Raw genomic sequence first — 23,181 nt, 5'->3', positions numbered from 1 at the left:
CTTCTTGCCCGTAGAGGTTAGTCCGGTACGGAGTTCGACCCCTTGACATCCAATATCTGCACGTCAAGGGCCTGTTCGGAGCTCGCCTCACGTTCCGAATCCGAATAACCTCTGCCTGTGAATTGCTCACCAGATCCCCAGCGCCACGGGAAAGATCGTGACGTGTGACCGGAAATCCGTGTGAGACCGGCTGCACCAACAGTGCGCCCGACTACGGCGAGGGTCGTGTCCGGTGGCTATCCGGGCAGGCCCAGAAATCCTCAAGGTGTCAGGAAGTGCAACGTGGGCCCCACGATTCCCTGCGGCACAGATCCGGAGATCCCGTCACGTCGATTAGCAGCGTCCCCTTCGCCATGCCTGCGAGACTGCCACGGCCACAGGCGGTTACGGGCCATAATCTTGGTTCGGGGGTCCGTGATCCCCGCGTGTCGTGGAGATCTCGAGGAGACCGCCGGTGAACTGGATCACCACTGTGATGGCCGGCGCTGCCGGTGGATTGGTCGTCGAAGTGGTCGCGTTCCTGACGAACCTGAACGAATATCGGCAGGCGCGCAGGAAGGCGCGGGCAGCGCGGAGAACAGCTCTGCCGCACTGGAATCGGTACATCGATCCGATGCCCGATGCTGCCGCGGCTGCCACACGCCTCGTACTCGGGGCCGCCGCCGGTGGCTTGTTCCACGGCCAGGTCACCACCGTGTTGGCGGCTGTTGCGGTTGGCGCGGCGGCGCCTGCGCTGCTTGGGCAGATCGGTGCGGTCCGATCGATGGGAGAATTGACGGAGCTGACGGATCAGAAGAAGACACAATGATCAGCACGAACGTCGAGCACCGATACCTGGCCGCGCTCACCCGACCGGCGTCCGGTCCTGCCGGGACACCGCGTGGACGAGCCGGTTATAGCTTCCTGCAACGGTATTGGGCCTCACTTACCCGATACCGGCTTCCGGAAGGACCAGCCGTATTCGATCCCGCCGATGCCGCCACCAACGGCGACGACGCTGCCGGTCCGGCGGTGGACCTCAGCTCGCGTATCCCCCTGCGACAGCGGCTGCCGCTGCACAGCGTGCGCGGCGATGATCTCCGTGAGGCTGAAGAGATGGCCGATAATTTGGTCGACGTGGCGAGGCAGCTGTATGAGACAACATCGTCTCGGGCATTGCCACCGCCCAGTGGGTGGCGAGAGTATTTCGAAACACGCGAGGCCCGGCGAGTACGCGCATTGCAGGTCTCTGACCAGGCAAGCGAGGTGCTTCTCGCTATCGAAGAGCTGTATCTGTATCTGTCGGGCTTCTTCGAATCGATTCCGGCCAGTCTGCAGACGGCTTTCGAGGAACTCGGGCTCACCCAGATCCACGGCCGCGACCACCTCGCCGCATTCGTCGATGCCAGCATCAGCTCCTACACCTCGCCCGAGAAGCTGCCGCGGCTCGCCAGCGTATTGACCGCCTGGTGCATCCGCTTGCACCTCACACTGCATGAAATCGAGGAGGTCCTCACCGACCTCCGAGGAGCAGACTTGCGCGAGGCGAACCTGCAGGACGTGGACCTCGACGGATTGCGCTGGTCGGTCGAGACACAATGGCCACCGGACTGGCACGAACGAATCATCCGCATGTCGGTCCCGAGCGGGCCCGAGGAATTCAAGATCGTCGGCAACAACGGCAACGACCATGAACGCGCTGACGCGACCCTCCTGCCGCGCCGTTGAATCAAACTATGGTCTCGCTATTTGAGTCCGGCGGTATGGAGGACCGTGCTGGCACTGCCGCAGGCAGTCAGGACGTCGTACTGCGGGCCCGGTATTGCCCCGCTGATTCGTCCAGCCTGGGTCAGGGTCGCATTGATCTGGTCCACCGTCAGACCAGCGCGGTACTCGTCGATGACGTACCTCGCGTAGTCGAGGCACAGAGCTTCCACGGCTGCATTGTCAGAGACCGGCTGGGCCGCGTTCGTGTCCTGTGTACTCCGCTCGGCATCCAACACCAGTAGCGCCACCGCGAGCACAGCGACCGCTGCCACCGCCGTCACGATCTGGGCCAGCGAACTTTTCGGCCGCCCGAAAGTCCGCACAGCAAGCGGGCGTCCAACGGGAACCCCCATAACAGCACCAACTCCTCATCGGATCAGTCAGCGAGACAAAGCATCTCACTACGGCCGACCGGCGGCACATCGACCCTAACCCTCACGCCGTCACCGTTCTCGCCGACCTCATCAGCCCAAGACGCCCGGCTGGACTCCTATGTCGACTCTCAACCCGGCTGGCGACACACGGTCTCCTTCACCGACGACGCCTCCGGCGCGAGCACCCACCGGCCCGGCCTGCAACGCGCCCTGCAAGCCGCCCGCGCCGGACTCATCGACGTGCTCGTGGTCTACTGCGTCGACCGCTTCTCCCGCAAACTGCGCGACCTCGTTACGTTGGGGCGGTACCGCTCCTGCGGTAACGGCCCCAACGGCAATGGTTCGTGCAATGCAACCTCTGGTGGAGCTAAGGGGTCTCGAAACCCTTACCCCCACTTTGGAGTTCGAGTGGTCTCATCATCACCGCTGGGGCCGTCCATAGTTGGTAATCGGCTGCGATCACCAGTCGCCCACCCGAAAACCGCAGGTCGTTCCCGTTCCCATGTTCGACGCGTCGCGCCGGGGGCACAAACCTGCAGTAACCGGACCAGAACCGCCACGCCACCGCTATTTGCCGATGACCAGCAGTTTTCGGTGTTGCAGGAAGTTGGCGTACTGGTCGATACCCCCTCCGGACACGTACCATAACCCCAACCGTGCGGGTCGAGAGATGTCTCGACCCGCACGGTTCGTTTTGCGGGGTGGTAGGTCATCTGCAGGTTGAGGTGTCGGTAGACCTCGGCTTTGTCCACCGGATCCGCCCCGGACAACACGTGCCGGATATCTCCGAGTTCCTTGATGAGACAGCCGCTCTCTTCGCTGGTCATTCGCCGTTGCCTTGTGATGGGCCGCGAACGGGCGAGGGCTTCGGCGCGGCGGGCTTGCACCTCGGCCATCCACTGCGCCACCAGATGCGGGTCGGCACCGGCCTCCAAGGCTGCCCGGTGTCGCGCCAGGATCCGGTCACAATCCTCGATCGCCTGCGCGACGGCCGCCGCCGACGCGTCGAGGTCATGGTCGGGTTGGGCCTGGTAGAGGGCATCGATGGTCTCGGCAACTCGGTGCGGGGCGAAGCAGGTGCCCAGCCAATCATCGAGCGGGCCGTGTAGATCCCGTTCGGCAAGATACACGTTGCGGGGATGGACGACTTTGTTCGCTAGGGCGTACTCGTTGGGGTACCGGCATCGGTGGAGCAGCATCTCCCGGCTTCGCTGGCCTTGCATCCGCCGCTGGCGCAGCCCGCACCGCAGCCGACCGCGAAACATGTAGCTGTGGTGGGTGCGGTGCCGTTCCCGTGTCGCGCGGCCTGCTCCCTTCGCGGCCATGATCTGCTGGGTGCGTTCGAATGTGTCGGTGTCGATGATCGGCTCGTGCACCGGGTGATCGGAGAAGACCTACTGGTCACGGTCGTTCCATCGCATCCGGGTCTCATGCCCCAAAGCGATGTCCTCGACATCGATGAGGATTTCGTCTTGCGTTGTTTGTTCCACACCTGCCGCCCGGTGTAGCGAGGGTTGGACAGGATCACCCGCATCGCGTCGTTGGACCAGGCCAGCCCCGGGGCGGTGTCGGTTCGTAGGCCGACGGCGAGGGGACATCGTCGCGGGTCAGCGCCTGCGCGATCGCGAAAATCCCTCGACCACCGAGATATTCGCCAAAGATCCGTTGCACGATCGGTGCGGTCACCGGATCGGTTTCCAACCGATGCAACCGCTTCCCGTCGGCGGCCTTGGCCGGATTCGGATGCGGCCCCGCGTCGGCCAACCCGGTATCCATACGGAGGCCGCCCGCCCAGGAAGCGGCCCTCGACGCTGGCTTGGGCGGCCATCGCCGCACGAACCCGTATCTTGATCCGGTTGCGCTCGCCCTTGCTCATATCCCCGAACACCGACATCACCAAGTCGTGGGCCTCGGAGTCGGATCGACGGCACCGCCGACCTCGGGTACCCATAACTGCAGGCCGTAGTGGGTGAGGATCGGGAAGGTCAGGCCGTACTGGTTGCCGTAGAACGCTCGCTGCGGTTCGCCGATCACCACCGCGTCGAAACCACGATCCGGGTCCCGCATCGCCTCCAGCAGCCGCGTCGCTTGCGGTCGACGTTTCCATGGAATCGACCGAGACTGACCGACATCGAAGAACTCGGCCACAATCTCGCCATACCGATCGGTCAACGCCCGCGCCCGCTGTGATCACGAACTGTTCGGGCTCGTACGGACACCGAAATACCGGCTCCCCTGCCACAGCCGACAGCAGCCGTGTCATCGTCGCGGAATCGTAGATCGCCTCGACCATTGAACCGTCGCACGCGATGTCGGCCCGAGTCACGTTCCGCATCCGCCGCGGCGTGTATCCGGTCGCAGCGAGAACGAGATTACGCCGCAAACCCCTGTGCTCTACCAACCGGATCGCTTCGGAGGCGACCGCCGACCGCAGCTGAGCAGGAAACAACCGTGACACCGCGACGTAGCCAGTGCACTCAAACTCCTTGCGTGCCATCGTGATCCCCGCATCATCAGCCAGTGCCTGAGCGCCCCACCCGTCCAGTTCGTCCTCCGACCACACCAATCGCTGATCCGCCAACAAGTCCCCTCCACACTTTTCGGTAGCCGCACATCCGCCGCCACGCATTATCCAACCAGAGCGTCCCTGCCAGCATGATCGACGAGTACGGCCGCTCAGGTGGGGGTCCTTCCAGTGCCGCGGCGGAGACCGGTGCACCAGCCGGGACTCATTAAAACCGGCTGACCCATTCGTGAGTGAGTAGCCCAACATCCGCCAGCCGGTTCAACGGGCCCAGCTGTCCAGGCACGCCATGGTGTGGAACCGGGCGGGTGCGCTCTGCGTCATATAGTTCAGGGGCGAGCTGCACGAGGGAGGGAGGCGGGGTGTCCGGGGAGCTCCAGGTCGAGGTGGACCGGCTACGCGAGGCGGCACGATTTACCTCGGGTAAGGCCCAGGCGATCCGAGACGAGCTGAAGAAGCTCGACGACACGATCGGCAAGGAACTGCTCGCCGACGGATGGCAAGGCAAAGCGGCCAGCGCCTACGACGAATCGTGGCTCGAGTGGAAGCACGGTGCCGAGACGGTCGTCGCCGCGCTGGAGGAATCCTCGGCGAACCTCGCTGAAGCCGCGAACCAGTACGAGGCGCGTGACGCGACCAATCGGGACGCGATCGCCGGATTACAGGGATTGGATCTGCCGTGACCGGTGATGATTACCGCGTCGATCTCGAGCAGCTCGATGCCGCGATCGATACGATGGACGAGTTCGGGCGCACCGTTGAGGGCTGGTTGGCCGAAGTCGACCGGCATATCGCTGACCTGCACCAGACGTGGTCGAGCAAGGCAGCCCAGGCTCAGCGGGCCGCCCACGATAGTTGGATGGCCGGTGCCGCAGAGATGCGGGAAAATCTCGATGAGCTGCGTGAAGTGGCCCGCCGAGCACACGACAGTTACACCACCGCGGTTCGAACGAACGTGGGGATGTGGCCTCAGTGACAACACCGACTGTGCCGCTCATTGTTCACCGGAACGGGGAATACACCTCTGCTGGTGAGGTCTTCGGTCAGATGTCCACTGACACTGTGACCACCCACTCCGGGTTGGTGACGGTGCTGACCGCGTACGCGGGGATGGCTGGCAGCGACAGCGTCGGCGGTCAATGGGCGGCAGGCTACGACGAGGCCGCCGGGCTTGCGATATCGACCTCATCCAAGCTGGCGACCGCGTGCGGCCAGACCAGGAACCTGATCGTTGCGGGAGCCTACAACCACCAGGTCGCCGAGACCGGTGCGAACCCAGCCGATCCACAACCGCCCACCGCACCCCAGCTGTCGATGGATCCTTGCCTGCCAGAAAGCGCGCCATCGGCGGGCGGGGACGGAATCCCTGAACCATTCGGGTGGTCGATCCTCGAAGACGCTGTCGGGTTCGCCTGGCCGAACGGCCACCAGGACCAATTGAACGCCGCCAAGTCCGCGTGGCACACCGCCGCAGCCGACTACCGCACCGTCGCTGGTCAAGCCCCGCAGGCTGTCGAGTTTCTCAATAATCAGCAGTCACCCGAGATCGAGATCGCCGCCGGTACCTGCCAGACCCGGCAAGCGGACTTCAACGCATTGGCCGATGCCTGTCAAACACTGGGCGACGCCTGCGGTGAGTACGCCCACCACCTCGACGAAGCCCACCACAAGATCCTTGAGGAACTCCGAAACCTTGTTATCGAAACCGCAGCGGCCGAGACCGCGTTCGCAGTGCTCGCGCCATTCACCGCGACTCTGTCGGAATGGGTAGGCAACACGGCCCTGGCAGGACGTATCGCGATCCGCGCCCGCCGAATCACGACGTTCATCGGCGAGCTCGCGACAAAACTGACCAAGCTGGTCACCGACGTCATAAAGCCACTCGCCGAACGACTCAAACCTCTGTTCGAGAAGGTCCGAAACTGGGTCAGCGCGGCCAAGATCAAGATGACCCCGTTCGCACGACGCGACGCCGTATTGACCGACGGCCAGCTCTTCTCCCGAATGGGGCCCCGCACGAACCGGGAGGTGCTCGAGAGCGGAGACCATCTGCCGATGACCCAAGAGACCATCGAGGAATACGCCCGGCGGGCCGGTGTCGACCTTAAGGGCATCCGCGTGGACGTGGCCAGCTCCGCCGACGACGTGCGCTATTTCGACTACATGGAGGCTAGCGCCAGCACCGCTCCAGGACATATTGCGTTGGCCCCCAGCGCATTCGCCGATGAACAGACGTTGTTGCGGAACTTAGTACACGAACGGGTTCACATCGACCAGTACGCGCAGGGCAGAGTCGGAACAGGGGTGACGAGGGAACTGGAAGACGAAGCATACGCAGCCGATGAAGCCTTCTGGCAACGATATCTCGCGGGGAAAGGGGAATGAGCAATGAGTGAGTTCTACGTCGAAGACATTTTCCCAGTGAGTTTCAGACCGAATCCGTTCGTCGTCGGCCGGGTAGTCGGAGATTTCGCGGTGGGCGAGCAGGTCGAGTTGCAGAAGAAGGACGGAACAACCTATCGGGGGGTTCTGGAAGCGCTCGACTTCCATCAGCCGGCACCGGGCAAGTTCTCGCTCGTCTTCTCCGCCGAGGTGTCGTCTCGGATCGAACCCGGCGACGTGGTCTATTCCGTTCCCGTCGAGAAAGGTCTCCGCCTACCGTGACGACAGACATTCAGGAATGGGAACGACAACTTCAGCGAGAACTTGCCGAGATGCGCAGCAACAGCGAGCAACTCGCCTCGGCGATCGCTGTCGTGCGGGGCCGCGGCGAAGTACGCGGAGTACTCGTCGAGGTCGACGCCGACGGCGACATCACCGATATCCAGATCGCGCCAGGCGCTATGCGCTCGCCCGGCAGCCAACTCGCCGCGGTGCTGCGAGACTGCCACCGCAAGGCACGAGCTGAGGCAAAAGCCAAGGTCAAGCATCTGGTCAACAAAGCCGACCCAAGGATCCGCGACCAACTCCAACATCTGGGTAGTGGCGAACAGAAAACCCCCGACGAACAGCGTTGGCCGAGATCCGAAGCCGAGATACAAGCCGCCGACGACGCCTACTTCGAACGCATGAACCAACACGGCTGGCGGACCTAACCTACTCAGCAACAACTACGCAATTGAAACCTCGGTGCGATCGCTACCGAGATTGAGCAGGGTCAGAGCCGGGCCGACCCTGCTCAGCCCGAGCGACGAGGTCTGCGAATCGACTCCGGTACGCCACCAGCGGGGCCAGGTATTCCTTGCTCTCGCCGTAGTAGTCAAACAGACAGGCCCCCGCCGGACCCACGATGATCACCTTGGCGCCACCACCACCTAGGGCAGGCTGAGCGACCGTCCTGCACGGGACAGACAGTGGATGACCTGTCCCTCGCGGCGTGTCCGTGGCCATGAGAAAGTCCCCATTGGTGGCCATCTGTAGGTCCCCGCTGGCGGCCAGGTAGAAGTCCCCGTTTCCCCTTGCTCGTCGTGTCATGCCCGGAGCTCGTGGCCTGGGCGGTGACGGTGATAGCGCCAACTGTCATCCGTCACTGCCCAGGGAGTTCCATTGAAGTCTGCGAGGGAGCGAATGGACATCATTTCCGCCTATCGAGAGGTCCGAACCTATCGGGGTGCTGCCGAGTTGTGCGGCACCACGCACAAGACGATGAAGCGGGTCATCGAGCGGGTCGAGTCCGGTGTCCGGCCGCCGGAGCGGGCGCTGCGGTCCCGCAATTACGATTCGGTGCGGGATCTGGTCGCCGAACGGGTTGCCAAGTCGAAGGGCCGGATCTCGGCCAAGCGACTGTTGCCGGCGGCGCGGGCTGCCGGTTACGGAGGGTCACCACGGAATTTCCGTCGGCTGGTTGCCGAGCAGAAAGCGTTGTGGCGCACCGATAATCACCGAGGCCGTCGTCCGGCAGTGTGGCCGCCGGGTGAGTATCTGGTGATCGATTGGGCCGAGGCCGCGCCCGGGTTGCAGCTGTTTTGTGCGGTGCTGGCGTTCTCGCGGTGGCGGTTGTCGCGTTCGCTGCCGATCAGCGCCAGTCGACGACGCTGGCGTTAATCGCCGAGGCGTTCGCCATGATCGGCGGGGTTCCCGCGAGGGCGCTGGCCGATCGGATGGGCTGCCTGAAAGGTGGGGTGGTCGCGAACGTAGTTGTCCCGACTGCCGAATATGTCAGGTTCGCAACGCAATACCGGATTGGTGTTATGCCAACGATCCGCAGTCCAAGTGCATCGTGGAGAACCTGTGCGGCTATGCGCAGCGGGATCTGGCGGTGCCATTGCTGACCGAGGCTGCGATGACCGGGCGGGCGGTTAGCTTGCGGGAGGCCAACACGGCGGCGAAAGCGTGGTGCGCGGAGGTGAATTCACTGGTGCATTCAGAGATCTGCGCGATCCCGGACGAACGCCTGGCCCTCGAGCGGGAGTTGTTGGCGCCGTTGCCGTCGCTGCGGCTCGAGATCGGCGCACCGGCGGTGACCCGCACCGTCGACCGGCTCTCGTGTGTTCGCTACGAGTCGGCCCGCTACTCGGTGCCGACCCGGCTGATCGGCGAAAAAGTCGCGGTCATCATCGATGTCGGTGCGCTGCTGGTGCTCGAACCGGCCACCCGGGTGATCGTGGCCGAGCGCGAACTCGTTGCTCCCTGTGAGGCGTCGATCCTCGATGACCACTACGACGGACCGCGTCCGGCGCCCAGCCGTGGTCCGCGTCCGAAAACTACTGTCGAGCAACAGTTCTGCGCGCTCGGCGACGATGCCGAGGCGTTCTTGGTCGGTGCGGCCGCGATCAGGACACCCGCCTGGGCGCGGAGTTGGAGATCCTGCTCGCGCTCGGTGCCGCTCACGGTGAAGCCGTGTTGGTGGCGACGTTACGGCGGGCGGTGGCGTTTGGGCGTTTCCGCGCCGCCGACGTCCGCTCCATTCTCGCCGCCGGCACCGGCACCCCGCTGCCTCGCCAGGCAGGTCAGGCGCTGGTGCTGGACCTGCCCACCACAGCGACCCGCTCCCTGGACGCCTACAAGATCACTCGCGACGGGAGCGCATCATGACCCCAGAACGATCGAAAACGGTTGCTCCCAAACCGATTCCGGAACTGGCCGCCGATCTCGACGCAGGCCTGCGCCGGGGCGGCGGTCCGCCGCACCGCATTCGAGGTGCTAGCGGTCGCGAAAACCCAGCGCTGGCCCCCCGACCTGAAAGTGGCCATTGACAGCTACGTAGACGCTCATGTACCGAATGATGCTGATCGGACGGCGTCATGTGGACCGCGAGATTACTCAGTTCGTTGGGCGGCCGAATGCTCGCGGTTCAGTGGGCTGGCTACATTTGCGTCCGCAGGTGGCTCATCTTGCGCGGTAAAGGGAGGCTACGAGATCGGATCCGATCACTGCGTGTGTCCTTCAGATTGCTCCGTCCGGTCTCGTCGGGTTTGTCGGAGTTCGCGCTCGATGACGGTGGCGGCGTGGTGCTGCCCGGAGGCCCGCAGGACTGCGATGCGAGTTTCGATGGCGTGCATTCCGTAGGTGGCGACGATGTCGGTGATGCTGATTCGAGGCCTCAGGGCGCGGCTGGGCTGGACGCGAGTGGGGTTCATCGTGGTCATGGGGTGGTCTCTTCGGTTGCGCTGGGGCTGTTGGCGCCCAGGGGCGAGTGCGTTCTTTCGAGCTGATGCGAAATACCTTCCAAGGGGAGGGCCGACCCGTCCCCTCCAGATTTCGGGTCGGCCCACCGCTGGAAAGGTCTTGTCGGAGCGAGAGATTGAATAGCAGTCGTTGCGGGGCACAGGTCAAGGTCCACCATTTGGGCGTGTGTCTGCTCTGCAACGGATTCGGCTCGATTCTGGGCAGCGGTGATCGTCGATTTCACACGTGTTGTGTGACTTCGCTGCCATGCGAGGCCATATCGAAAGGACGCTCGCCGGAAGCCCGTTGGTGACGGGCGCGCGTGCCGCCGATGGTAGCCGAAAGACGCGATGAGGATCAATCGGCAACGACTCGTGTCGTCATGTAATCCATTGCTTTGCAGGAAAGTTCGTGGACAGAGAGTCGACGCTGCCGGATCGGTAGTACTTTCGGACGTTGGCCACGATCGGTCAGTACCGGCGCTGCGGCAATGGGTTTCGCATCGTAGGCTCCAGTCATGTGTACTTGCGCTGTCTCGGGCGGTTCGGCCATCCGGCGACTGATTGCTTCGAAGTCCAGGCGATCTTGCTTCTATCGCGGAGCGGTGGTCGCCGTGACCGGAGCGGGTTCCGGGATCGGGCGGGCGCTGACGGTCGAGCTGAGCCGTTGCGGCGCGGTGTTGTCGCTGGCGGATCGTGACGAAATCGGTGTTGCGGGAACGCGGGAACTCTGTGACGTGACGACGCAGATCATGGCGACGCGGCTGGACGTGGGCGATCGTGTCGCGGTCGGCGACTTTGCCGCGTCCACCGCCGACCGGTTCGGCCGGGTGGACATGGTTGTCAACTGCGCCGGCATCCTGCACGTGGGCTCGGTCGCGTCGTCACCGGATGAGCATTTCGACGCGGTAATGCGGACGAACTTCTGGGGAGTTGTCCACGGCACCAAGGCGTTTCTGCCCCATCTGGTGCAGGCCGGGCCGCACGCACGGATTGTGAACGTGTCCTCGGCGCTGGGCCTGGTGGGGGTCGCGGGACATGGGCCCTACGTCTCGGCGAAGTTCGCGGTGCGCGGATTCACCGAGTCCCTGCGCGCCGATCTGGCCGAAACGGACGTGAAGGTCACCTGCGTCTATCCAGGAGCGATCCGCACACCGATCGCACGCAGCGCGTTGCTGGCCCCGGGTGTGGATCCGGCGCGGACGGTCACGCGGTTCGAGCAGCGCCTGGCCAGAACCGACGTCGACGCGGCCGCCCGGACGATTCTCGCCGGCGCCGAACGCGGCAAGCCGCGGGTTCTCATCGGTGCGGACGCGTGGCTCGCCGAAGCGGCCGCAAGGGTGGCCGGCCCGCACTATGCGCGAGTGCTCGGGATGTTCGCCAAGCTGTGACAACCCGAGCGGGTTGAGGATTAGATCACCAGGTAGACAAGGAAATACGAGGGGGTACGGATCGTGGCTGCGGTCAAATGGTTGCTGATCGAACTGTTCGGGGGCAAAGGGGGAAAACCGATGTCGGTGATCGGGTGGGGGCGCACTCCGAAGAATTTCGTCCCGCTCGATCAAATACTGCGCCACCGCACGACACTGGCGCAGGCACGGGACGCCATCGCGGACGCGATCACCGGCCACGGGCGGATCGACCGCGTCTCGGCGGACGGAAGCCGCCGCACAATCGCTGTGCCGCTGGCGATCTCGCCGGACCGGTTGCACGGGGTGATGCTGTGGTGCGGCGACCCTCGCGATCAGGTGCCGCCGCGTGATCCGGCGGGAGCCTGGTATTTCAACTACACCGAAGGAACCAGCACGCGTAGCGACGACCTGCTGGATCTGTACGGCATCACCCGTGAGGGGCGCTCGGACATATACCGGCATTCCATTGCCGACGTGTTCACCCAGGTGCACGCCAACCTCACCGATCAAAGCGAGGCGTTGGCGCGTATCGTGCGCGAAGAGATCGGAACCGAGACTCAGCAGATCTGGACCGTTCGGCGTGACGACGGCGAACTCCGGGCGGCGCATTTCTCCTGCCGTCTGCTGGAGGAGCTCAGCACCGCCGGCGAGCGGCAGGTGGTCCTGCGCGGCATCACCCACGACATCGGGCCCGCGGACGACATCCCCGCGGCCCCGCCTCCAACCATCCTCGAGCATCGAGTCCTGGAGGCCGCGGCCGAGGAGGGCGAATACCGCGGCATCGTGAACCTGCGCACGCTGCGACTGCTCCGCTGGATGGGCACTCCCGCACCGGGAATCGCCTGGCAGGGCTTGACCGGTCAGCCCGCACCCGCCATCCATCCCGGCGACCTCCCCACAGCGACGGCCATGGCAAAGGGACTGCGCCACGGACGTACCAGCGGGGAAGTCCGTGTCCGCACCCTCGACGGCGGCTGGACCCGCCTGCACATCAAGGCCGCCCTCATGATGCTCGACGAATCCACCACCGCCGCATTGGTTACCGTCCGGCTACCGGAATCAGCGCTTTGACCGGAACCGACCCTGCACTCGGCGACTTCCTCTCGAAGGACACGAACCGCAGCATCCGAATCACCCTTGCCGACGCGATCTCCATCCCGCCGCTCGATGAAACGCTCAACACACTCCGATAAAGACTGCGGCAAGACGTCAGGGCCCAGGTCAGGCGCGCAGTAGGAATCGACACAGCTGTCGACAGCGCGTAAAGAACGCACATATTGCTGGCAAGGAGACGCTATTCCGACTTCAAGTAGCCGAATCCCGCTTCACTCGTCAACGTTCCCCAGGAAAACCACCGTTCAGCGCCGGGCATCGCGATACCGTCACGCCACAGCTATTTGCCGATGACCAGCAGTTTTCGGTGCTGCAGGAGGTTGGCGTAGTGGTCGACACCCCCTCCGGACACAGAACTGTGGCATTTATGCCCCAGAAACCGGGTCCGGACATCGCCTGGACACTCTGTCCCGGTCGTTCACCGCCACCTGCGGTTTTGCTGCGTTCGGTGGTGGTCGATATGACCGATGACACATTATCTCCGCTGATCCTTCCTTCCCCTCCGTCGGGCTCGTCGGCGGCGATGCCTCCGGAATCGGTGCCGGTCTGCCGATGGCCACTGTGGAGCAACCACCGGCACACATGGCGGTGTACAGCGTGCGCCCGGTCGACACCAACGGGAGCGTGGTGGACAAAGCCGTTCTGCGAGCACTGGATTGGTGTCCCGGTGACCTGCTGTCCTGGCGGATCGTTGCGGGGTTGATCGTGATCACTCGGCCCGGCTACGGCCGGCGCGGGGTCACCAAGCATGGGCATCTATCCTTGCCCGCCCACGCGCGGCGCGGCGCGGGCATCGCGCATCACGACAGGGTCTTGTTGGCCGCCGATCCTGATCAACGCTTGCTGGTGGTTTTCGGACCGCATGTCCTCGACGAGATGGCCGCTGACCGCCGGTACGAGACCCTCCCGGACCGCGGTCAACGGCGCAGAGGGCGACCCGATCCTGCGCGAGGTCTGTACGGGGGGTGACCTGGTGGGAGAAGGTGCCGCGTTCGTGCCCATTCAGTCGAGACAGAACTCGTTGCCCTCGATGTCCTGCATCACGAGGCACGACTTGTTCGCCCTCTTTCCTCCACCCCGAAGATCTCGCCGCTCTGATGGTCGGCGTACCTCGCGCACATGTCCTTTGCCAACTGGCCTGACACATTGCCATCGTCCAGGCGCAAGTGCAGGCTTCTGCCACTGACCTGACGCGGATAGTTTGTTCCGACTGTCAGCTCGGAGGTCCCGATCGCGGGTGTTGTCGTCGCCTCCGGCTGCCGATGGTCTCCGCCGATTGTTCCTGTCAGCTTGCGCAACAGTGCGTTTCGACAGGCCGAACCGGCACAGCGGGATCCCGTCGTTGCGCCGTCGAAGAACTTCTCGGATCGTGGTCCTCGGCGACGACGGGTTCGCACATCAGGCACGAATCCCGAGTAGGGCGCGACTGACCGAATGCGTTCGGCTCGCCGACGGAACCGACCGGAATCCGCGCCTGAAGGGCGGGGCATCCATGCGACGCCTCTCCAGTGAAATCGCCTGAAGTCAGGCAGGTCTCATGGTCTGCATAGTGCGCTCGGTCTCCCAGAAGGCGCGCAAAGCGACGATCTTGCCCGCCTCGTCCACCCGGTAGGTGAACACCCCCTCTGCGTCGATCACCTGGCCGCCGTTGTGGCTGCGGACCTTGCCGGTGTAGGCGATTTCATTCCCGCAGGCGAAGGAGTCCTCGAACAGGAACTCGATCGACTCGCTGGGCGCGATCGCCTTGTCCCAAAACGCCGAGATGGCGTCACGGCCCCGATGTCCCTTCCCTTCCGGATCGAAAACCGAAGGGCCGACCGGGTCTTCGACGACGGCGTCCACGGCGAACAGATCCAGCCAAGCGTCCTTGTCACGCACCTGGACCGCAGCCAGCAAAGCCTGGCTGGCGGTACGGGCCGGATGGGTGGCGATGGTCATGGTGTTCTCCTACTCGTTCTTGCCGTCCTGATCACCGACGAGCGCCGGAATCCGTTACCGCACTGGGATGATCTCCGCCCGCTCGATGCTCCTGATCAACCGCGGTGGGTCCGGAGAACGTCCGGAGTGGCGGCGTACTCCGCTAGTCCGTTCGCCATTGACTGCATGAAGCGACGGAGGTACCACTCGAAGAACCAGCGCATGCCCCGGTGCGCGAAGTATGTTCCGTGCCAGCGGATTTGTGTTCCGCCATCAGGTGTCTCCAGTAGTTCCACGGCGGCCCGGTAGTCGGCCATCTGGGGGTTTTCTACGCCCTCGTATGCGAACAGGCGTAGCGGGTCGAGGGAGGTGATCCGCTCCTTGGTGACCACCTTCCCGGTGCGAAAGGCTCGGGTTGCTCCGACACCATCTCGTCCTTCAGGTGAGAGGCCTTGGGACAGCGCTGATTCCAGCGCATCCACCCGTGACCATGCGGGCCAGCTCTGCGCATCGAGCAGCAACCCCCACACCGCTGCCGGTGGTGCCGCCGAGGCCGCGATGACGTCATACGATTGCATGACAAGACCCTATGGCCGGGTCCGTCAGCGCTCCCATGCTCGAGATTGCTGTGCTGCGGTCAACGATTGCGATAGGTCGAGGGGCGGGTTCCGGCGTGCCGCACGAAGGCGGCGGACAGCGCGCCCGGACTGCTGAAACCGCAGCGCGACGCGATCTGGGCGATCGGAAGGTCGGTGTCGCGCAGCAGCCGCTTGGCCTCCTCGATTCGCAGCCGGGTGAGGTAGCGGTAGGGCGTCATCCCGGTGACGTCCTTGAAGACCCGGACGAGGTGGAAGACGCTCAAGTGCACCTCGCCCGCGATATCGGCCAGGGTGACCGGATCGGCTATCCGATCATGCATTATCGCCACCACAGCGTGGACACGCTTGTCCTCCCGTGTCGGTGCACGGGGAGCCGCCGACCGGGCATGGCGAGTGAGTAGATGCATGCTCAGGAAGGCCGCGGCGGACTCGGCGTAGAGGTCGTCTTCCGCGCCGGACGAACCCAGCGCTCGAATGATCTCTTCGACCAGCGGATCTCCCGCGGCCAAGGATGCGGCAACTGCCTCGAAGTCCACACCACGGCCACCCAACTGCGCCGCGGTCGAATCGATTGTGCCGCGCGGGATGTGGACCTGCAGACTGCGCATCGGCCCGTCGCAACGGTAGCTCCGCAGGACCGGCTGATCCGGGAGTCGCAGGTCGAGTCGTCCCGGCGCCCAATTGAAGCGGGTGCATCGCCCGCCGCTTCGCGTCTGCAGCACCCCTTGTCCGGCGACCGGCAGCACCAGGTGCAGATCCGCAGCCGCCGGCAGCGCCATGTCCTCCGCGACGGGTACGTGTTCGAACCGCTGCACGAGCAGCGACTCCCAGCCGGCGTCCTCCCAGCTGCAGTACGCCCGCCGAGCATAGCGATCCATATCGAAACCGGCATAGGGCTGCAGATCCAGACGCGCGGAGTCGAACACCATATTGCCGAGGCTACCCGCATGATATCGCCGTGCCAGTGGATGAAGCGCGCAAAGCTGCTCTAGCGCACCGTGTTTCGACCGATCTTTCGCCGCTGTGCACCGCAAGAATTGATCGACACTCCGCAACCTCGCGCATGGTCGACGAACCGGCCTCGACGTGTACTGGAACTCGGGGCCGACTGGTCGACTGTTCGAAATCGGCTGCGTGAGAAGGGCAATGGTGCATGCGCAAAGGTTGGGTAACCAGAAGTTCTGGCCAGCTACGAGAATGACGACGGCCCCGCCCATGAATATCTCCGAGACGACGGCGACTGGATCACGGTCAGCCGACACGGTCTGCTGCGGGGAGTGCGGTCGGCCGCACGGGGATGGCGGGAGGCCGGTCTGCGGCCCGGTGACCGGGTTGCGCTGGAAGCCACCGACCCGCATATCTTCGTCCGGCCTTTCTCGGCGCCCTGTGGTCCGGAGTGGTTCCCGTCCCGGTGCCACCTCCGCCTCCGCCGCGACGTCGCACCGCGTGGAGCGCCAACGTGGCGGCAATGGCACGCACCGCGCAGGCCGCGGCGATCGCGCTGTGCGGCGACACCGAACCGCCCGCGGACAGCGGTCGGCCGATCGTCCTCGACACCCTGGTGACGGCAGCGCCGGACGACTCGACTCCCCACCGTCCCGAGCCGGACGCGACGGCATATATCCAATTCAGCAGCGGCAGTATGGGAAACCCACGCGGCAACCCGGCGCGCGTGGGCGCGGTACTGGCCAACGGGATGGCCATCATGCGTGAAGGCCTGCGCAGCGACCCCGCCGCCGATCGCGGACTGTCCCGGCTGCCACTGCATCACGACATGGGACTGGTCGGATTCGTGTTGGCCCCCTTACTGGTTGGCGTACCGGTCGATGTTGCCCGCGGTGCGGAAGCGTCCCGGACAACCGGCGCGATCGGTTCGGCAATCGTCTTCATGCCCACCACGATGACGCACCGGCGCGCATACGCCAAATGCATTCAGCCACCGATCTATACGATGAGCGTATAGATCAGCGGGTCGGCACTTACTCCTGAAAGCGCTTGTCGTAGTCGATCTGATGCGCTCGGATCTGTTCGGAGTGGGTGACCGTCCATTCGTAGAGGTGACCGAATGGCTCCCGCAGAGATTCGCCGAGGGGGGTCAGGGAGTACTCGACTCCGATCGGTGAGGTCGAGAGAACGCGTCGCTCGATCATGCCGTTCCGTTCCAGACGCCGGAGGGTCGAAGTCAGGACTCGTTGAGTCACGCCGTCGAGGCGACGTTTGATCTCATTGAAGCGGCGTGGCTTCTCGAGCACTGCCAAGGCCATCATGGACCACTTGTCGGCGATCTGGTCGAGGATCGGACGGCTGGGGCAATCGGCTCGGAAGGCGATGTCATCGCCGGCAACGGCTCGGTCAACAGCGCCGACGCCGAGGTCGGAAACGGCCATGGCGGTATCCTCCAGGATCTCTAGGATGCTCGAAGTGCGTTATTGACGCAGGTCACGGACCTGATTCACGCTAAGTATCCATCAGGAACCTAGATGCCTGCCAGATACGTACCAGGAGAGCTCGCGTGGACCACCGCAATTACAAGACGCTTCGCGTCTTCGACGAAGCCGGCGTCGCCTACATCACCATCGACAACCCGCCGGTCAATGTGCTGGACGTCGCACTGATGACCGACCTCCGGGACTCGTTGGCCGCGCTACGGGAAGACGACTCGGTGCGGGTCATCGTGTTCAACAGCGCCGATCCGGAATTCTTCATCGCCCACGTAGACATGACTGCCACGCCCGACGCACTGGCCGACCTCGCAGCTTCCGCCCCGGAAGGGGTGAACGTCTTTCAGGCCGTCGGGGAGACGCTACGCAGCCAGCCACAGATAACCATCGTCAAGTTGGCGGGGAAGGCGCGTGGCGGTGGCGCGGAGTTCGTCACGGCCGCGGACATGGCCTTCGCAGCGATCGGCCGCGCCGGACTCGGCCAGATCGAGGCCCTCATGGGCATCGTCCCGGGTGGCGGTGGCACGCAGTATCTCACCAACCGGATCGGCCGGAACCGCGCGCTCGAGGTCGTACTCGGCGCCGAGTTGTTCGATGCCGAGATCGCCGAACGCTACGGCTGGATCAATCGGGCAGTTCCCGCCGACGAATTGGATGCGTTCGTCGACCGCATCGCCCGCAATATCGCAGCTCTGCCGGAGGGCGTTATCGCAGCGGCCAAACACGCCATCCTTCCCGACGACCTGACAGCTGGCCTGCTACGGGAAACCGACGCATGGAGCGGTCTCGTCTTCGGTCCGACCGCAGGCCAATTGATCGGCGACGGATTGACCGCTGGCGCCCAAACTCGCAGCGGCGAACTCGATCTGGAGTTCCTGATGCGAAGTGTGACCAAGTAGAACCTCGGCCGCCGCCTGTCCCGGCAACAATATGGAAGCGTTCGGCGATCGTGCGTAATTTGCTAGATCCGCTTGGGGCGCAATGCAGTTGCTGGGCTCAGGTTGCCTTGGTCATCGAGCTCGTTCAGCACTGATGGAAGGCCCACGGTGAGCATCTTGGCGCGAACTGCGCCGAGGAACTTGGCCATGAAGAAGCCAACGACGCCAGTGAACCCACTGTGGTCGTAGGTGAATCGCGTTCCAACAGCACACACAGCTCCCAATGCATCCAAGGGCAACCACGGCGGTCGGCCCAAAGTCATCGATGACGACTCGCTCACCTTCGCCCTGGCGCTGAAGAGCAAGGGCGTCCCCGTCCCGGACATTGCGAAAAAGCTCACCATCAAGACCGGGAAGAACGCAGGTGGGCACCCGTCCGTCGCCTCTCTTTGCCGGGCGCTCGCAGAAGCCGAGAACACCACCGCCGACGATGGTCTGCCGCTCCGGCCCAAACCCGCTCGCATCCACCGCCCGGTCGAGCCGATGACGCCGGAGGAAATCGACCTACGCAACCGCCTCCAGACCCAGGTGCGCGGGCAGCCAGAACACCGGTAGCGAGCTGAACTCAACCCGGCACCCAGCCCGACCAGAGACTTACGCCATATCCGTTGTTTTTTCGGCGATCCGGAACCCCAGGTGCACCAAGTGAACGACCTTACCGCCATCCTCGACCGGGTACGCGTCACCCTGCCCGATGTGGCCGTGGTCGATCACAGGCTTGTTCTGCGGCCGACAAAATCGTGGGACGGCTGGTGGATATCAGGGGACACGCCACGGGAGTGGTGCCGGTCGCCCCATGGGCCCCGGCTGCGCCCGCCGCACTGGGCGGCGACGAGCGTCCGGCGAATCGAACCTTGAAATGATGCGCCGGGTAGGTCACCTACGGTCGCCCTCGTACTCGGACAGTCGGTCCAAGAGCTGAGGCATGGCGGTGAGCTGCGCCCGCTCATCTGCGCTCAGGAGAGCATCGATGGCCTCGGCGACCCATTCGCGCCTGGCCTCCCGATCTCGGTCCAGGGCAGCGCGTCCCTGCTCGGTGAGGGTAACCAGGAAACCGCGGCGGTCCCGGGGGTCGCCACGTCGGGCGACATACCCCCTGGCCTGCAGGTCCGCTACGGTCCGGCTCTGGCTCTGGTGACGTACACCACGCCACAGGGCCAGGGAAGCCGTCGAGGCGTCGCCTTCACGATCGAGCAGGCCAATGGTCTCCGCCAGAGGTGGCGGCAGAGTGTCGGCATGCGCGCGAGTCGCACGCACGAACCTGCCGATGGAGACCCGCAGCCGCTCCGCCAAGTGATCTCGGTCCGCCATGGGGCGACTATACAGCCGTGCTGTAGTTGTCCCAGTGCGCCAGGGGCGGCAGCGACAGCGGCCCGGGCAACCACACGACTCTCGACATATACAGCAAAGCTGTATACTTTGATTCGTGCGATAACGCCCGAGCAGGAACGGAACCACCATGCAGCTGACGAAATACGCCCACGCCTGCGTTGCGCTGGAGAAGAACGGATCCAGAGTCGTGCTGGACCCCGGCACTTTCACCCCCGATGCGAAGTCCGCCGTCACGGGCGCCGCAGCAGTCCTGATCACCCACGAGCACTTCGACCACTTCGACGACGCCCTGCTGGCAGCCGCGCTGGACGCGGACCCCGAACTGCGGATCTTCGGACCGCGAGCGGTGCATGACAAGCTCGGCAGCAACGGTGGGCGGGTACAGGTCCTCACGGCCGGGGACGACGTGAGCGTCGGCGGCTTCACCGTCGGCGCCCACGGCGACCGCCACGCCACGATCCACGCGGATATCCCCTGCGTCGACAACCTCGGCTACCTCATCGACGAGACGCTGTTCCACCCCGGCGACGCCTACTTCGTACCCGAGGTGCGTGTCGACACTCTGTTACTGCCCACAAGCGGGCCCTGGACCAAGCTGGGCGAGGCGGCCGACTACCTGCGCGCGGTCAAGCCTCGCCAGGTAATCCAGATCCACGAACTCATGCTCAGCGACCTGGGCCAAACCTCCACCCGAACCCTCTTGGCCAGCCTGACCGGCATCGAAATCACGGTCCTGCCCCCTGGCCAGAGCATCGATCTGTGAGAACTCGGGACCGGAACCAGGAGGTGAGTCGAAGATGCGCTTCGCCACGATCAGGCACGGTCACACCCTGACCGGGGCACGCGTCAAGGGCGACCAGGTCGTCCTGGTCGACGCCGACAACGCAGTCGACGCCTTTCTACGGCAAGGCAGGCTGCGCGAGATCGGCGAGGTCGACGCGGCCACCGCCCACTTCGCCCGGATCTCCCCCGACCCGGCGCACATCCTGTGCATCGGGCTGAACTACCGCAGCCACATCGAGCGCCTGAGCCGGCCGACACCGCGGTATCCGACGTTCTTCGCCAAGTTTTCCTCCACCCTGACCGGCCCTCGCGACCCCATCGTGCTGCCGGCCGTGAGCGACCGCATCGAAGGCGAAGCGGAACTCGCCGTCGTCGTCGGCCGGCCACTACACCGCGCCACACCATCGGACGCCGTGGCCGCCATCGCCGGCTATACCGTGGCCAACGACCTGTCCCTGCGCGATTGGCAGCACCGCACGAGCGAGGCTCTGCAGGGTAAGGTCTTCGACCGTTCCACCCCTCTGGGGCCGGTGCTGGCGACCCCGGACGAAGTGGACGACGCCCGCGACCTGACGCTTTCGTTCACGGTCGACGACATCCTCTGGCAGCGGGAGTCGACCAGCGACATGCTCTTCTCCCCGGCCGAACTGGTCGCTTACTGCAGCACCTTCCTGACCCTGCTACCCGGCGACGTCATTCTCACCGGAACTCCGGGAACCACCCCCGAAGCCAGGAGTCTGGTGCCGGGGCAGACCTTGACCACCACGATCGAGGGCATCGGCAGCGCGATCAACCTCACCGTCGCCGATCCTTCGCCGGACACCCGCCCGGCTTGGGAAGAGGAAACCTCCATGCGTCAGGACGTGCCCGCCACGAATTCCGGCCGCCTGGCACATCCGCTCGGGGGTAGCCCGTCGTGATCGACTTACGGAACACCGCGCGTTCTGGTGGCGCGTTTTGCGGCCCATGCCTATCGAGGTGGCGGTCGCCGCGGCACGTGTCCATAGCGCGTTCATGTTGCGTCGAAGCTGTTCGGCGGCAGCAGGTTCCGGGTCGACCGTGATCGTGTTCGTGGCGAGTCGGTGCTCACGAGCGACAGTGATCGCAGCCATATCGGCGAGCTGTCGGATGTCCTGGACCACCCGTTGGGTGTTTCGGCGTCCGGTCGGCGGACGGGTTGGGGGAAGCAGCAGGTCGTCGGTCCAAGGGCGGCCGGATTGCCCGGCAGCACGTGCCTGGTCGATCCAACTGGTGTGCATTCCGTTTGCGCGGGCGCGGATCTCGGTCAGCTCCCGGTCGCGGTTGACCTTGGTGATGTGGTCGAGCAACCGGGCGCTGTCCGGCGAGCCCGGTGTGGTGTCCGGTATGGATTGATGCAGCCGCGCGCCGAGCGCGGCCTGGTGATGGATCTGGCGCAGGTCCGCCTCCGGACGGCAGAACACCCTCGCCACCGCGCTCGAGGAGTACGGGGCGCTACGCCGCACCATCTACGCTGCGAAATACCTGTCCGATCCGGACTATCGGCGCAAGATCTCCCGCCAGCTCAACAAGGGCGAATCCCTGCACGCGCTGCGCCGGGACCTGCTGTACGCGCACGAGGGCATGATTCGTGCCCGTCAGCTCGATGACCAGACCGAGCAAGCCTGGTGTTTGACCCTGGCCACGAACGCGGTAATCGCCTGGACCACAGAGTATTACGGACTCGCCGTAGACCAGATGCGCAGAGCCGGACGTCGGATCGACGATGATGTGCTGGCCCATATCAGCCCGGCGCACAGCGAGAACATCAATTTCTTCGGCGCGATCGAGGTCGACATCGATGCCGAGCTGGCCCAGCTCGGCCCGACCGGGTACCGGCCGCTGCGCGTCCGTGACACTCTGTTCTGATCGCAGCTGCCACCACGTTCGTTCGACCTGCTTTGCCTCGCCGTCTCGCCATCCGGGTCAGCTGGTGGACAGTTTGGTGCCAAAGTCGACCTTGACGGTGTGGATGCGCCAGCTGTCGCTGGTCCGCAGGTAGGTGATGTCGGTGCTCATGTAGACCGCGCGCGGATCGCCGGCCATCACCGAGGCCACCCACATCAGCCAGTGTGCTGTCGCGGTGTCGCCGTCGAGGACGATGATCGGGTTCACGAAGGCGTGCATCGAGAACTCCACGACCGAGGTAGCGGCGGGCAACGCGGCGAGGATCGCGTCGATACCGACGGTCACCTCGCCTTCATGGCTCTCCCATCTCGCGTCGGTGGCGAAAACCTGGGCGACGGCGTCGAGATCGACGGTCTTGCCGTTCCAGCCCTTGTTGATGGCGTCGGCGTAGCGCGCGGTCAGATCGCGGATCGCTTCGAGATCTTCCAGTCGCTGAATTCGTTGTTGCAGTGTGGCATTCATAGCTATCA

Annotated in this window: 26 protein-coding genes and 4 pseudogenes; 19 read left to right on the top strand and 11 right to left on the bottom strand. The window is 64.6% G+C overall.

Going from position 1 to position 23,181, the window contains the following annotated elements; all coding sequences use genetic code 11:
- Positions 1 to 454 precede the first annotated feature (454 nt).
- Positions 455 to 808: a hypothetical protein gene (locus ACQP2D_RS21305; RefSeq protein ID WP_433685469.1), complete on the top strand. Its 354-nt coding sequence runs from the start codon at positions 455 to 457 to the stop codon at positions 806 to 808.
- The gene (locus tag ACQP2D_RS21300; protein WP_433685468.1) at positions 805 to 1,707 is read left to right on the top strand and encodes a pentapeptide repeat-containing protein; all 903 of its coding nucleotides are present in this window, start codon (positions 805 to 807) and stop codon (positions 1,705 to 1,707) included. The genes ACQP2D_RS21305 and ACQP2D_RS21300 overlap by 4 nt, the downstream gene beginning before the upstream one ends.
- 17 nt (positions 1,708 to 1,724) lie before the next feature.
- Here ACQP2D_RS21300 and ACQP2D_RS21295 read toward each other — a convergent pair whose 3' ends face one another.
- On the bottom strand, positions 1,725 to 2,099 hold the full coding sequence (locus ACQP2D_RS21295; RefSeq protein WP_433685467.1) for a hypothetical protein: 375 nt from the start codon (positions 2,097 to 2,099) through the stop codon (positions 1,725 to 1,727).
- On the opposite strand from ACQP2D_RS21295, the gene ACQP2D_RS21290 reads away from it, so the two are divergent.
- Together ACQP2D_RS21290 and ACQP2D_RS21285 are read left to right on the top strand one after the other, a co-directional pair.
- Positions 2,031 to 2,768, top strand: coding sequence for a recombinase family protein (locus ACQP2D_RS21290; RefSeq protein ID WP_433685719.1), 738 nt, complete (start codon positions 2,031 to 2,033; stop codon positions 2,766 to 2,768). The two genes, ACQP2D_RS21295 and ACQP2D_RS21290, sit on opposite strands and share 69 nt — an antisense overlap.
- An 8-nt stretch (positions 2,769 to 2,776) precedes the next feature.
- Positions 2,777 to 3,229 (top strand): hypothetical protein, encoded by a 453-nt coding sequence (locus ACQP2D_RS21285; protein ID WP_433685466.1) that lies wholly within the window; start codon positions 2,777 to 2,779, stop codon positions 3,227 to 3,229.
- Between the two features lie 47 nt (positions 3,230 to 3,276).
- On the opposite strand, the gene ACQP2D_RS21280 is transcribed toward ACQP2D_RS21285, so the two are convergent.
- The 4 genes and pseudogenes from ACQP2D_RS21280 to ACQP2D_RS21265 form a co-directional block, all read right to left on the bottom strand.
- On the bottom strand, positions 3,277 to 3,654 hold the full coding sequence (locus ACQP2D_RS21280; protein WP_433685718.1) for a hypothetical protein: 378 nt from the start codon (positions 3,652 to 3,654) through the stop codon (positions 3,277 to 3,279).
- The gene (locus ACQP2D_RS21275) at positions 3,645 to 3,896 is read right to left on the bottom strand and encodes a recombinase family protein (protein WP_433685465.1); all 252 of its coding nucleotides are present in this window, start codon (positions 3,894 to 3,896) and stop codon (positions 3,645 to 3,647) included. Before ACQP2D_RS21275 ends, ACQP2D_RS21280 begins: the two co-directional genes overlap by 10 nt.
- A gap of 117 nt (positions 3,897 to 4,013) precedes the next feature.
- Positions 4,014 to 4,187 (bottom strand): hypothetical protein, encoded by a 174-nt coding sequence (locus ACQP2D_RS21270; RefSeq protein ID WP_433685464.1) that lies wholly within the window; start codon positions 4,185 to 4,187, stop codon positions 4,014 to 4,016.
- Between the two features lie 175 nt (positions 4,188 to 4,362).
- Positions 4,363 to 4,617, bottom strand: a pseudogene (locus ACQP2D_RS21265) (HalD/BesD family halogenase); the annotation flags it as partial.
- 389 nt (positions 4,618 to 5,006) lie between these two features.
- On the opposite strand from ACQP2D_RS21265, the gene ACQP2D_RS21260 reads away from it, so the two are divergent.
- The 9 genes and pseudogenes from ACQP2D_RS21260 to ACQP2D_RS21220 all read left to right on the top strand — a co-directional run bounded on the left by ACQP2D_RS21260 (position 5,007) and on the right by ACQP2D_RS21220 (position 13,744).
- Positions 5,007 to 5,327, top strand: a complete 321-nt coding sequence (locus tag ACQP2D_RS21260; RefSeq protein WP_433685463.1) for a WXG100 family type VII secretion target — start codon at positions 5,007 to 5,009, stop codon at positions 5,325 to 5,327.
- Positions 5,324 to 5,620 carry a WXG100 family type VII secretion target gene (locus tag ACQP2D_RS21255; RefSeq protein ID WP_433685462.1) on the top strand — a complete coding sequence of 99 codons (297 nt, stop codon included), beginning with the start codon at positions 5,324 to 5,326 and terminating at the stop codon, positions 5,618 to 5,620. Before ACQP2D_RS21260 ends, ACQP2D_RS21255 begins: the two co-directional genes overlap by 4 nt.
- Before the next feature lie 86 nt (positions 5,621 to 5,706).
- A complete protein-coding gene (locus ACQP2D_RS21250; protein ID WP_433685461.1) occupies positions 5,707 to 7,029 on the top strand; it encodes a hypothetical protein in 1,323 nt (440 codons plus the stop codon).
- A gap of 3 nt (positions 7,030 to 7,032) precedes the next feature.
- Positions 7,033 to 7,308 (top strand): hypothetical protein, encoded by a 276-nt coding sequence (locus tag ACQP2D_RS21245; protein WP_433685460.1) that lies wholly within the window; start codon positions 7,033 to 7,035, stop codon positions 7,306 to 7,308.
- Positions 7,305 to 7,739 carry a YbaB/EbfC family nucleoid-associated protein gene (locus tag ACQP2D_RS21240; protein WP_433685459.1) on the top strand — a complete coding sequence of 145 codons (435 nt, stop codon included), beginning with the start codon at positions 7,305 to 7,307 and terminating at the stop codon, positions 7,737 to 7,739. The genes ACQP2D_RS21245 and ACQP2D_RS21240 overlap by 4 nt, the downstream gene beginning before the upstream one ends.
- A 451-nt stretch (positions 7,740 to 8,190) precedes the next feature.
- Positions 8,191 to 9,678, top strand: a pseudogene (locus tag ACQP2D_RS21235) (Mu transposase domain-containing protein).
- A 1,186-nt stretch (positions 9,679 to 10,864) separates the two neighbouring features.
- A complete protein-coding gene (locus ACQP2D_RS21230; RefSeq protein WP_433685458.1) occupies positions 10,865 to 11,641 on the top strand; it encodes an SDR family NAD(P)-dependent oxidoreductase in 777 nt (258 codons plus the stop codon).
- A 63-nt stretch (positions 11,642 to 11,704) separates the two neighbouring features.
- Positions 11,705 to 12,733 (top strand): GAF domain-containing protein, encoded by a 1,029-nt coding sequence (locus ACQP2D_RS21225; protein ID WP_433685457.1) that lies wholly within the window; start codon positions 11,705 to 11,707, stop codon positions 12,731 to 12,733.
- Between the two features lie 594 nt (positions 12,734 to 13,327).
- On the top strand, positions 13,328 to 13,744 hold the full coding sequence (locus tag ACQP2D_RS21220; RefSeq protein ID WP_433685455.1) for a hypothetical protein: 417 nt from the start codon (positions 13,328 to 13,330) through the stop codon (positions 13,742 to 13,744).
- Positions 13,745 to 14,299: 555 nt separating this feature from the next.
- Here the strand turns inward: ACQP2D_RS21220 and ACQP2D_RS21215 are convergent.
- The 3 genes from ACQP2D_RS21215 to ACQP2D_RS21205 form a co-directional block, all read right to left on the bottom strand.
- Positions 14,300 to 14,713 carry a nuclear transport factor 2 family protein gene (locus ACQP2D_RS21215; RefSeq protein WP_433685454.1) on the bottom strand — a complete coding sequence of 138 codons (414 nt, stop codon included), beginning with the start codon at positions 14,711 to 14,713 and terminating at the stop codon, positions 14,300 to 14,302.
- Positions 14,714 to 14,808: 95 nt separating this feature from the next.
- Positions 14,809 to 15,270 carry an SRPBCC family protein gene (locus ACQP2D_RS21210; RefSeq protein WP_433685453.1) on the bottom strand — a complete coding sequence of 154 codons (462 nt, stop codon included), beginning with the start codon at positions 15,268 to 15,270 and terminating at the stop codon, positions 14,809 to 14,811.
- Positions 15,271 to 15,329: 59 nt separating this feature from the next.
- Positions 15,330 to 16,220, bottom strand: a complete 891-nt coding sequence (locus ACQP2D_RS21205) for a helix-turn-helix domain-containing protein (RefSeq protein ID WP_433685452.1) — start codon at positions 16,218 to 16,220, stop codon at positions 15,330 to 15,332.
- Between the two features lie 452 nt (positions 16,221 to 16,672).
- Between ACQP2D_RS21205 and ACQP2D_RS21200 the strand changes: the two are divergent.
- Positions 16,673 to 17,254, top strand: a pseudogene (locus tag ACQP2D_RS21200) (AMP-binding protein); the annotation flags it as partial.
- Between the two features lie 16 nt (positions 17,255 to 17,270).
- Here ACQP2D_RS21200 and ACQP2D_RS21195 read toward each other — a convergent pair.
- A complete protein-coding gene (locus ACQP2D_RS21195; protein WP_433685451.1) occupies positions 17,271 to 17,678 on the bottom strand; it encodes a winged helix-turn-helix transcriptional regulator in 408 nt (135 codons plus the stop codon).
- A 125-nt stretch (positions 17,679 to 17,803) separates the two neighbouring features.
- Here ACQP2D_RS21195 and ACQP2D_RS21190 point away from each other — a divergent pair, with 125 nt between their 5' ends.
- Both ACQP2D_RS21190 and ACQP2D_RS21185 read left to right on the top strand, forming a co-directional pair.
- Complete coding sequence (locus ACQP2D_RS21190) at positions 17,804 to 18,631, top strand: enoyl-CoA hydratase/isomerase family protein (RefSeq protein ID WP_433685450.1); 828 nt, start codon at positions 17,804 to 17,806, stop codon at positions 18,629 to 18,631.
- Between the two features lie 228 nt (positions 18,632 to 18,859).
- Complete coding sequence (locus ACQP2D_RS21185; RefSeq protein WP_433685449.1) at positions 18,860 to 19,225, top strand: hypothetical protein; 366 nt, start codon at positions 18,860 to 18,862, stop codon at positions 19,223 to 19,225.
- A gap of 321 nt (positions 19,226 to 19,546) precedes the next feature.
- On the opposite strand, the gene ACQP2D_RS21180 is transcribed toward ACQP2D_RS21185, so the two are convergent.
- The gene (locus tag ACQP2D_RS21180; RefSeq protein ID WP_433685448.1) at positions 19,547 to 19,981 is read right to left on the bottom strand and encodes a MarR family transcriptional regulator; all 435 of its coding nucleotides are present in this window, start codon (positions 19,979 to 19,981) and stop codon (positions 19,547 to 19,549) included.
- A 148-nt stretch (positions 19,982 to 20,129) separates the two neighbouring features.
- On the opposite strand from ACQP2D_RS21180, the gene ACQP2D_RS21175 reads away from it, so the two are divergent.
- The 3 genes and pseudogenes from ACQP2D_RS21175 to ACQP2D_RS21165 all read left to right on the top strand — a co-directional run.
- Positions 20,130 to 20,765, top strand: coding sequence for an MBL fold metallo-hydrolase (locus tag ACQP2D_RS21175; protein ID WP_433685447.1), 636 nt, complete (start codon positions 20,130 to 20,132; stop codon positions 20,763 to 20,765).
- 34 nt (positions 20,766 to 20,799) lie between these two features.
- A complete protein-coding gene (locus ACQP2D_RS21170; RefSeq protein WP_433685446.1) occupies positions 20,800 to 21,705 on the top strand; it encodes a fumarylacetoacetate hydrolase family protein in 906 nt (301 codons plus the stop codon).
- A 487-nt stretch (positions 21,706 to 22,192) separates the two neighbouring features.
- Positions 22,193 to 22,672, top strand: a pseudogene (locus ACQP2D_RS21165) (Tn3 family transposase); the annotation flags it as partial.
- A gap of 57 nt (positions 22,673 to 22,729) precedes the next feature.
- Here the strand turns inward: ACQP2D_RS21165 and ACQP2D_RS21160 are convergent.
- Positions 22,730 to 23,173 (bottom strand): nuclear transport factor 2 family protein, encoded by a 444-nt coding sequence (locus ACQP2D_RS21160; RefSeq protein WP_433685445.1) that lies wholly within the window; start codon positions 23,171 to 23,173, stop codon positions 22,730 to 22,732.
- Positions 23,174 to 23,181 lie beyond the last annotated feature (8 nt).

It is taken from the genome of Nocardia sp. CA-119907 (assembly GCF_050955995.1).
Taxonomy (GTDB): domain Bacteria; phylum Actinomycetota; class Actinomycetes; order Mycobacteriales; family Mycobacteriaceae; genus Nocardia.
Note: the sequence above shows the minus strand (reverse complement) of the source record. Positions and strands in the feature narration are given on the sequence as shown.